9 protein-coding genes and 1 pseudogene are annotated in these 8,425 nt (G+C 70.7%); 3 read left to right on the top strand and 7 right to left on the bottom strand.

Annotated elements, in window-relative coordinates; all coding sequences use genetic code 11:
* A pseudogene (locus MFF42_RS12330) lies at positions 1 to 225 on the top strand (enoyl-CoA hydratase); the annotation flags it as partial.
* On the opposite strand, the gene MFF42_RS12335 reads toward MFF42_RS12330, so the two are convergent.
* Complete coding sequence (locus tag MFF42_RS12335; RefSeq protein WP_238256008.1) at positions 212 to 913, bottom strand: GntR family transcriptional regulator; 702 nt, start codon at positions 911 to 913, stop codon at positions 212 to 214. The pseudogene MFF42_RS12330 and the gene MFF42_RS12335 sit on opposite strands and share 14 nt — an antisense overlap.
* A 250-nt stretch (positions 914 to 1,163) precedes the next feature.
* On the opposite strand from MFF42_RS12335, the gene MFF42_RS12340 reads away from it, so the two are divergent.
* A complete protein-coding gene (locus MFF42_RS12340; RefSeq protein ID WP_238256009.1) occupies positions 1,164 to 2,210 on the top strand; it encodes a threonine aldolase family protein in 1,047 nt (348 codons plus the stop codon).
* Between the two features lie 295 nt (positions 2,211 to 2,505).
* On the opposite strand, the gene MFF42_RS12345 is transcribed toward MFF42_RS12340, so the two are convergent.
* From MFF42_RS12345 to MFF42_RS12365, 5 genes are all read right to left on the bottom strand, one after another.
* Positions 2,506 to 3,051: a DUF4142 domain-containing protein gene (locus MFF42_RS12345; RefSeq protein ID WP_238256010.1), complete on the bottom strand. Its 546-nt coding sequence runs from the start codon at positions 3,049 to 3,051 to the stop codon at positions 2,506 to 2,508.
* An 84-nt stretch (positions 3,052 to 3,135) separates the two neighbouring features.
* Positions 3,136 to 4,263 (bottom strand): carboxylate-amine ligase, encoded by a 1,128-nt coding sequence (locus MFF42_RS12350; protein WP_238256011.1) that lies wholly within the window; start codon positions 4,261 to 4,263, stop codon positions 3,136 to 3,138.
* Positions 4,264 to 4,331: 68 nt separating this feature from the next.
* Positions 4,332 to 4,703, bottom strand: a complete 372-nt coding sequence (locus MFF42_RS12355; protein ID WP_238256012.1) for a hypothetical protein — start codon at positions 4,701 to 4,703, stop codon at positions 4,332 to 4,334.
* Positions 4,700 to 6,355: a S10 family peptidase gene (locus MFF42_RS12360; RefSeq protein WP_238256013.1), complete on the bottom strand. Its 1,656-nt coding sequence runs from the start codon at positions 6,353 to 6,355 to the stop codon at positions 4,700 to 4,702. The genes MFF42_RS12355 and MFF42_RS12360 overlap by 4 nt, the downstream gene beginning before the upstream one ends.
* Before the next feature lie 59 nt (positions 6,356 to 6,414).
* Positions 6,415 to 6,867 carry a DNA polymerase III subunit chi gene (locus tag MFF42_RS12365; RefSeq protein ID WP_238256014.1) on the bottom strand — a complete coding sequence of 151 codons (453 nt, stop codon included), beginning with the start codon at positions 6,865 to 6,867 and terminating at the stop codon, positions 6,415 to 6,417.
* A 163-nt stretch (positions 6,868 to 7,030) separates the two neighbouring features.
* On the opposite strand from MFF42_RS12365, the gene MFF42_RS12370 reads away from it, so the two are divergent.
* The gene (locus tag MFF42_RS12370) at positions 7,031 to 7,324 is read left to right on the top strand and encodes a hypothetical protein (protein ID WP_238256015.1); all 294 of its coding nucleotides are present in this window, start codon (positions 7,031 to 7,033) and stop codon (positions 7,322 to 7,324) included.
* 60 nt (positions 7,325 to 7,384) lie between these two features.
* Here MFF42_RS12370 and MFF42_RS12375 read toward each other — a convergent pair.
* Positions 7,385 to 8,425 (bottom strand): glutathionylspermidine synthase family protein (locus tag MFF42_RS12375; RefSeq protein ID WP_238256016.1); only part of this gene is annotated, 1,041 nt, incomplete at its 5' end.

Consider the following 8,425-nt stretch of genomic DNA (forward strand, 5'->3'; position numbering starts at 1 on the left):
GCCCGCGCCGAGGCGCTCGCCACCCTGCTCGCGAGCCACGCGCCGCTCACCCTCCGGGCGACCAAGGAGGGCCTGCGCCGCATCGCCGAGGAGGGCACTACGGAGGCCACCGAGGGCGAGCGGCCCGGCGACGACCTGATCCTGATGACCTACATGAGCGAGGATTTTCGCGAGGGGATGGAAGCCTTCCTCGGAAAGCGCCCGCCGAACTTCAAGGGGCGGTGAGGCGGGCTCCTCCGTCTTCCTCCTCGCCGTACATCGCCGCGATGACCGGCTTCTTCGAGCGGATGTGCCGGCGCATCAGCGCGGCGAGGCCGTCGCCGTCGCGGGCGCGCAGCAGCACGACCATCTGCTCGTGCTCCTCCACCGCCTGCGCCCACTGCGCCTCGGTCTGGTGGGCGCTGTAGCGGGAGCGCTGGATCCGGCCGGTGAGGCCGAGATAGAGGCTGCGCAACTTGGCATTGCGGCTCGCCAGCATGATGGCCTCGTGGATCTCGCGGTTGAGGCGGAAGTAGTTCGCCTCGTCGCGGGCCTGCCACGCCGCCACCATCTCCCGGTGCATCGCCTCGATCGTGCCCAGCTCGTCCTCGGAGATCGAGCGGCAGGCGAGCTCGCAGGCGGTCGCCTCCAGCCCGGCGACGACCTCGATCATCTCCTCGAGTTCGGTGCGCGAGATGCTCGCGACGCGGGCGCCGCGGTTGGGCAGCAGCTCCAACAGCCCTTCCGTCGCGAGGATCTTGATCGCCTCGCGCAGGGGCGTGCGGGAGATCCCGAACCGTTCGGTCAGCTCGCTCTCGTTGACGCGCGCCCGCGGTTCCAGCTCGCCCTCGTTGATCAATTCGCGCATCCGGTCCGCCACCTCATCGTGAAGGTAGCGGCGGCTGATCCCGATACTGGGCTCAATTCTATTCATCGAGCTCTCAAAGAATTTTACATGCGATTTTTCGCATCTCAATTCCTAGACTTGCTGCTACCGCCTGTCGAGATACGTAGCCGTTCCCAGCTTCGTGAGTTCCGTGGAAAGTGCTGCGCCTCCGGAGACGATCGTCGATCGGGGACCCGGCCGGCTTGCGGCCGATTGAATTTTTCATGCATTCAGGGGGCTAGGCTGCGAGGGCTGCCACGGGCCGGCGGGCCGAGACCGAGCAAAGAATGGACGCGCCATGATCGACCTGTTCAGCGACACCCAGACGCGTCCGACGCCGGGCATGCGCGAGGCGATGGCGCGGGCCGAGGTCGGCGACGAGCAGTCGAACTCCGATCCGACCACCAACGCCCTGTGCGAGCGCGTGGCCGCGATGATGGGCCAGGAGGCGGCCGTGTTCATGCCGTCGGGCACGATGTGCAACCTCGCCTCGATCCTGGTTCATTGCCGGGCGGGCGACGAGATCATCGTCGATGACCAGTCCCATATCTACAACACGGAGGCCGCGGGCGCGGCGGCGATCGGCGGCGTCTCGGTGAAGGCGCTCCCGACCCGGGTGGGGCTGTTCACCCTCGCCCAGGTCGAGGCGGCGATCCGGGTTCCGCAGCGCACGGCGCCGCGCTCGCGGCTGGTCTCGATCGAGCAGACGACGAGCTTTTCCGGCGGAACGGTCTGGGACATCGGCGAGATGCGCCTGATCCGGGACTATGCCCAGGCCCGCGGCCTGAAGGCGCATATCGACGGGGCGCGCCTGCTCAACGCGGTGGTCGCCACCGGCCTCTCGGCGGCGGAATACGCGGCCGGCTTCGACAGCGCCTGGATCGATCTCAGCAAGGGCCTCGGCTGCCCGGTCGGGGCGGTCCTCGCCGGAACGCGGGATTTCGTCGAGCAGGCGTGGCAGTGGAAGTACCGGCTCGGCGGCGCCATGCGCCAGTCGGGCGTGCTGGCGGCGGCGGGGCTCTACGCCCTCGACCACCACATGACGCAGCTCGCCGAGGACAACGCCAATGCGGGCCGCCTGCATCGGTCGATCGCCGACGTGCCGGGCCTCGCCTTCGACCCGACCGCCGGGCAGTCGAACATCCTGTGCTTCACGGTGGAGGGCCTGCGCATCACCGCCTCGACCTTCGCCGCCGCCTGCCTGGAGGAGGATGTCCGCGTCCGGGCGATCGGAACGCACCAGATCCGCGCGACCGCCAATCTCGACGTGGACCGCGCCGGCATCGACCGGGCCGCCGAGGTGATCCGCGCGAAGGCGGCGGCGTTCTCGGCAAAGGTTGGGTGAGGGAAAAACGCCGGCCTTGCCTCGGTGCTTGCCTAAGGGAGGTTTGAGGTCGCGCCATCGCTCCTCATGCTGAGGCGCCGAGCGCCAGCTCGGCCTCGAAGCACGCCGGAACGGTCGATCCCATGGCACAGGCCCGCGGGAGAAGCGTCGCGGCGTGCTTCGAGGCTGCTACCGCAGCACCTCAGCATGAGGAGCCTTCAGGCTGCCAGAATAGGCAGGTCGAACAATCTCCCAGAGGACTGATCGTGGAACGGGCGGCGCTCACCGAGGAACGCCGCCCCAAAAGACGCAAAAATCACTTCTTGCTGTCGAGGTCCTGAGCCATCTTCAGGTGCTCGTCGAGATGCGGCTTGGTCTTGATGGCGAAGGCCTTGAGCGCCGCGTTGTCGCCGCCGTCGGCGTAGCGCTTGTAGAGGTCGGTGGCGTTCTTGTGCGCCGTCACCTGATCGTCGTGATACTGCTTGGTGAAGTCCTCGCCGCTCAGGCTCTTGAGCTTGTCGAGCTTGCTCTGATGGCTCGAATCCAGGGCGGTCGGCAGGGTGAGCTTCATGTCGCCGGTCTGGACCACGGATTTCAGCTCGTCCGAGGTCTTCTTGTGGTCCTCGATCATCTTCTTGGCGAAGGCCTTGGTCTTCTCGTCCGATTTCTCCAGGGCGAGCTTGCTCGACTGATCCTCGAACATGTCGCTGATCACGGCCTGCGTGACGAAGTCCTGGGACGAGGGGGCGACGCCGATCAGCGAATTCACGCCGGTCTTCTCGCCGACCGACTGGGCATGGGCCGGCATCCCCGCCGCGCCCAGCAGGAGCAGGCAGGCGGCGGCGGTGATTGGCGTTCTCATGGAAGTCTCCTCAAGGCGGAATCGTACCTGTCGGAGCAACCGGAGCGGGCGGCCGATGTTCCTGGGCGGGCCGGCGGCGCCCCGTCACGCGTCGCAGTTCGCCGTCTCGCGGGCGAGCCAGTCGATGACGCAGGAGAGCGCCTTGCGCTCGCTGCCGCCAGCGGCGAGCGACGCCTCGTAGGCGCGGATCTGGCCGTCGGCGCTGGAGCCGCACTCGGCGATGGTGAGGGCGTGGGCGACCTGGGCGGCGCAGCCCAGAGCCGCGGCGTCCTCCGCGACGAGATCGACCAGGCGGCCGACGAGGTGGCGCACCGGCACCGCCTCCTCCGTCGCTTCGTCGATCAGGGCGGCGTGGATCCCGTCGCGCTGCGCCCGCCACAGGTTCTCCATCACGAAGCCGCGCGAGGCGCCCGTCGGCGTCTCGTTCAGCTCGGGCCGGCGCACGCAGAGCCGCACGAGGCAGCGGTAGAGCGCGGCGACGGCCAGCGTGTCCTTGAGCCGGGTGCAGCTGTCGGCGACCCGCAATTCGAGGGTCGGGTAGCGGACCGACGGGCGGATATGCCACCAGAAGTAGGTCGCATCCTCGACCGCGCCGGCCCGCGTCATCACCCGCACGTAGCGCTCGAAATCGTCCCGGCCGTCGAACAGTTCGGGCAGACCGGTGCGCGGCAGCTCGGCATAGGCCCGCAGGCGGTAGCCGGCCAGCCCGGTGCGGTGGCGCTCGTAGAAGGGCGAGGAGGTGGACAGCGCCAGCAGCACCGGCAGGAACGGCATCAGCCGGTTGATCAGGGCGATGCGCTGGTCCGGATCGGGCACCTCGACATGGACGTGCAGGCCGCTGACGATGGAGCGCCGCCCCACCATCTGCAGCGTCTCGATCATCTTGCGGTAGCGGACCTTGGCGGTCTCGCGCTGATCGGTCCAGATCGCGGTCGGATGGGTGCCGGCGGCGAAGACCTTCAGGCCGTGCTCGCGGCCGATGGCGCACAGGCCGGTGCGGAGTTTGGCCAGCGCCTCGTGGGTCTCCGCGAAGCTCGCCGAGGGCTTGGAGCTGATCTCGGTCTGGCTCTCCAGCATCTCGCGCTCGACGCCGTCCAGCCGGCTCCGCGCCGCCTTGTGGAAGGCCGAGACCGACTCGCGCGGGGCGGCCCGAGTGCGGCTGCTCGCCAGGAACAGCTCCTCCTCGATGCCGAACCGGTATTCGTGTGCCATCGCGCGCCTCGCCTGTCCGGCCTGACCGGCCGGGATGGAAGCAAGCGCGAGCCCAATCGATCCGCGCGTTAACGAACGATGCGATCGAGGCGGTTGTTCACGAAGAAATACAGCTCCTTGGCACCGGGCTCGGTGTAGAGCACCTGCACCTCGCGGCCGGCCCGGCCCTCGCCGACCAGCACGTCGGTGGGCGGCCGGCCCTTCAGGCGCACGAGATCGCACTCGCCGATCCCGGTCTCGATCGCGGTGGCCGTCGCCGGCGCCGCTCCGGTGCAGGCGCCGTTCCCGTCGAGCACCGGGCCGAGCGAAGCGGCCGGCGCCGCCGGGACGGTGGGCAGCACCGCGCTCGGCGGAGGGGGCGGCTGGATCGGTTCGCGGCGCTCCGCGCCGGTGCAGCCCGCCAGCAAGAGGGCGGGCAGAAGGGCCAGTACACGTCTCAAGGCGTCGGTCTCTTCTCCGGCACGGTGTCGCCCGATGCGTTCCCGCCCTTCGCGCTGCCGTCGGAGCGCGTTTCCAGCGCTCGGGCGAACAGGTCGGCGGCGTCGTCGTGGAAGGCGTTGCGCGAGTCCGGCCGCGTGTAGAACATGTGGCCGCCGGGATAAACCGCGAGCTTGAGCCGGTCGGCCGAGCCGTAGACCGGCATCTGGTCGAGGAGCAGCTTCGAGGTGAAGTAGGGCGTCACGAGATCGGTGAAGCCGTGGACGACGAGCACCCGCACCCGGCCGTCGAGCGCCAGCACGTCCTTGAGGGCGCCCATGGCCTCCGGCGCCGAGCGGCCCGTGCCCCAGTTCCAGCCGCGGTTGACCGCGCCGTTGAGCAGTTCGTAGCGCATGTTCTCGACGCGCCAGTTCAGGCGGCCCTGGTAGAGCTGCACCATGGCGGTGGTCAGCGGCGCCTGCAGCGCGTCGAGCACCGGGTCCTCGAAGCCGGATTGCGGGGCAGTCGGATCCGGGTCCCAGCCGGTCACGCCGGTGTCGTAGGCCGAGGCGACCCGGCCGGCGTCGCGGCCGACCTCGCGCTGGTAGCTGTGGGTGGTGAGCCGCCCGGCCTGACGCCGCACGGTCTCCGGGTCGAGGCCGGTCAGCGCCGCGACCCTCTCCGAGAGCCGCGCCACGGCCTCCCGGTCGGACGGGCCCTTCAGGAGGTCGGTCAGATAGGGGCCGGCGGCGTAGGCCTCGGCCTCCTTCATGAGTTCGCGGCTCGGCGGCGTGCCCGCCCGTTCCAGGGCGGCGGCGGCGAACGAGGGCAGCTTGGTCACGAACCCCCACGGCGTGGTGCGCGAGGGCTGCAGCCACGCGAAGTCGAGCACGGGGGAGAGGAGCACGAGGCCCGAGAGGCCGACGCCCACATCCTGCTGCAGCTTCTGCGCGATCAGCGGCCCGCGGAAGCCGCCGTAGCTCTCGCCGACGAAGAATTTCGGCGAGGCGAGGCGGTCGTTCTGGCGCAGGTAGCGGGCGATCGCCGCGGCCAGCACCGAGGCGTCGGCATCGACGCTCCAGTACTTCTTGCCGTCGCCGTCCGCGGCCCGGCTGTAGCCGGTGCCGACGGGATCGATGAAGACGAGATCGGTGAAGTCGAGCCAGGTCGCGGGGTTCGGCTGGAGCGCGATCGTCTGCGACGGGCTGATCGAGGCGCCGTCGGTCGGCAGGCGCCAGGGGCCGATCGCGCCGATATTGAGATAGGCCGAGGCCGCGCCCGGCCCGCCATTGACCCCGAAGGTGATCGGCCGGGCGGCGGCCTCCTCCGGCTTGCCCGCCTTGGAGTAGGCGATGAAGGCGATCTCGGACTGGAGCTTGCCCTCCTCGTCGACCAGGGCGAGGCTGCCGGCGGTGGCGGTGAAGGCGAGCGTGCGCCCGTTCGGCAGGCCGACGCTGTGCTCGGTGGTGGCGTCCGGCGGCAGGCGGCGTCCTTCCGGCGCCTTGCGTGGCTGGGCCTGTCCCCGTCCCTGCGCCTGACTCTGTCCATCGCCCTGGGAAGGGCCGTGCTGGGCGAGCACCGGCAGCGGTCCGAGCCCGACCGCGAGGGAGAGGACGCCGGCGAGGCAGAGCCGGGCCGTTGCGGTCCGGGATGGGTGAGACAAGGCTTGCGTCATCGGTCTCTCGGGATCCTCGGCCGGTTGGTCGCGCCGCGCCGTCGGACGGCGCGCGGGTCTCACGCCTTCTTGGTCCAGCGTCCGCTCTCGTCCTGCTGCCAGTACGCGACGGCGTGGCCGGCGGCCTTGGCGCCGCGCCACTGCTCGCGGGCGTGGAGCAGCGCGTCGGTGTCGGTGCCGTCGAACAGGATGCAGATGCGCTGGTAGCTCGCCGCATCCTCGGGCAGCTCGGCGCCCTCCACGAGGAAGCGGATCGAGGCGGCGTTGGGGTTGGTCTCCCGCAGGGTCAGGACCACGGGCTGCGTCGCGGCATCCGTGTCGCGGTCCGTGCCGTGCGGCAGGAAGCTTTCGTCCGTGTAGGTCCAGAGGCCGTCGTCGAGCGCCTGGAGCCGCTCCTCGCTCACCGCCTGGATGGCCGCCTGCCAGCCGCGTTCGAGCGACTTCTCGACGAGGCTCGGCAGCACCTTCTCGAGGGGCTGGCGCTGAAGGTGGTAGAACAGGATCTCGGTCACGGCATCGCTGCATATAGGGTTCGGCGGCGTTTCGGCAGGGCGGACGCAGCGTCGCGGCCGCACCGATCCGGCCCGGCGCGGCCGGGGCGACGAATTGGCGCTGAACCATGCTGGGGGCGGCGGGTTCGTCTTCCACGATTCGCAATCAGGGAAGGAACGCACCATGCCGACCAAAACCATCGCTCTGGCCGCCGCGCTGACGCTCGCCGTCTCCGGGGCGGCGCTCGCCCAGTCGAGCACCGGCAAGGGCGGGACCGGCGGCACCACCGACGGCGCCAGCCCCATGCGGAACAACACCGGCGACAGCATGCGGCCCACGACGGGCGGCGGCGCCGGGGCGACCACCGGCTCGACGGGCACCATGGCGCCCGGAGCCGCGAAGGGCTCGACCACCGGCGGCACCATGGGCGGCGGCGCGGGCAGCGCCGGGGGCGGCAACAGCGCCGCCGGCCGCTGAGCCGGACGCATCCCGCGACGGGAGGGGCCGGATCCTGTCCGGCCCCTTTTTCGTGCGCGCTCAGGCCGGCTCGATCAGGTGTGGCACGAACAGGGCGCCGTCGCCGGTGATCGGCCCGTCCGACTCGCGGATGCAGAGGCCGGACGGCGCATCCCCGATGATCCAGGAGCCCACGAGCGGCCGGCGGCCGTCGAAATCCGGCAAGTCTGCCAAGCCCTGCCGGATGAACCCCTCGGCGCCGTAGGGCCCCGCCTCCCCGGCGAGGCGCACCCCCTCGCCCGAAAAGATCTCGACGTTGGCGCCCTCGCGCGAGAGCAGCGGCTTGCGCACGCAGGCGCCCAGGCCGGCGCAGGCGGGGTCGCCCTCGAAATAGGCCGGCAGCAGGTTCGGGTGGCCGGGCTCGCGCGCCCAGAGATGGGCGAGCAGGCCCTTGTTCGAGAGGACCATCTTCCAGGGCGGTTCGAGGAAGCGCGTCGGCGAGGCCGCGACCGCCGGGCCGAACGCGTCCCGGAACGCCCATTCCCAGGGGTAGAGCTTGAACAGGGCGGCGAAGGGCCGCTCGTCCGGCCCGCAGAAGGCCCCGTCCGCGCGCAGGCCGATCTGGGCGAGGTCGAGCAGGATCGTCTCGCAGCCGGCCTGCACCGCGCAATCCTGCAGGTAGCCGGCGGTGCCGAGGTCCTCCGGCCCGCTCGCATCGGCGGCGAAGGCGAACAGGCCCGGCGGCGCGATCTCGGAAAGTCGCGCGATCAGCCGCTCGTGGACCGCGTTGAACTGGTCGCTGCCCGGGGCCAGGCGCCCGTCCTCCAGCCCCTGTTCGAGCCAGAGCCACTGGAACACGGCGGTCTCGTAGAGGGCGGTCGGCGTGTCGGCGTTGTATTCGAGGAGCTTGGCCGGTCCCGTCCCGCCGTAGGAGAAGTCGAGGCGCCCGTAGAGGCTCGGGTCGCCCCGGCGCCAACTCGCCCGCACCGCGTCCCAGGCCGGTTCGGGGATGGCGAGCGAGGCGAGGATGCGCTCGTCCTCCACCGCCTCGGCGGCGAAGGCGAGGCAGAGCGCGTGCAGCTCCCCGCTCGGCCCCTCGATCGCCTCCTCGATCTCGGCGAG

Source organism: Methylorubrum podarium, from assembly GCF_022179745.1.
Taxonomy (GTDB): Bacteria; Pseudomonadota; Alphaproteobacteria; order Rhizobiales; family Beijerinckiaceae; genus Methylobacterium; species Methylobacterium podarium.

What these genes read in the sequence shown, in the direction of transcription:
- MFF42_RS12335 (WP_238256008.1), bottom strand. Translation starts at nt 913, where the DNA reads ATGAATAGAATTGAGCCCAGTATCGGGATCAGCCGCCGCTACCTTCAC.
- MFF42_RS12340 (WP_238256009.1), top strand. Translation starts at nt 1,164, where the DNA reads ATGATCGACCTGTTCAGCGACACCCAGACGCGTCCGACGCCGGGCATG.
- MFF42_RS12345 (WP_238256010.1), bottom strand. Translation starts at nt 3,051, where the DNA reads ATGAGAACGCCAATCACCGCCGCCGCCTGCCTGCTCCTGCTGGGCGCG.
- MFF42_RS12350 (WP_238256011.1), bottom strand. Translation starts at nt 4,263, where the DNA reads ATGGCACACGAATACCGGTTCGGCATCGAGGAGGAGCTGTTCCTGGCG.
- MFF42_RS12360 (WP_238256013.1), bottom strand. Translation starts at nt 6,355, where the DNA reads ATGACGCAAGCCTTGTCTCACCCATCCCGGACCGCAACGGCCCGGCTC.
- MFF42_RS12370 (WP_238256015.1), top strand. Translation starts at nt 7,031, where the DNA reads ATGCCGACCAAAACCATCGCTCTGGCCGCCGCGCTGACGCTCGCCGTC.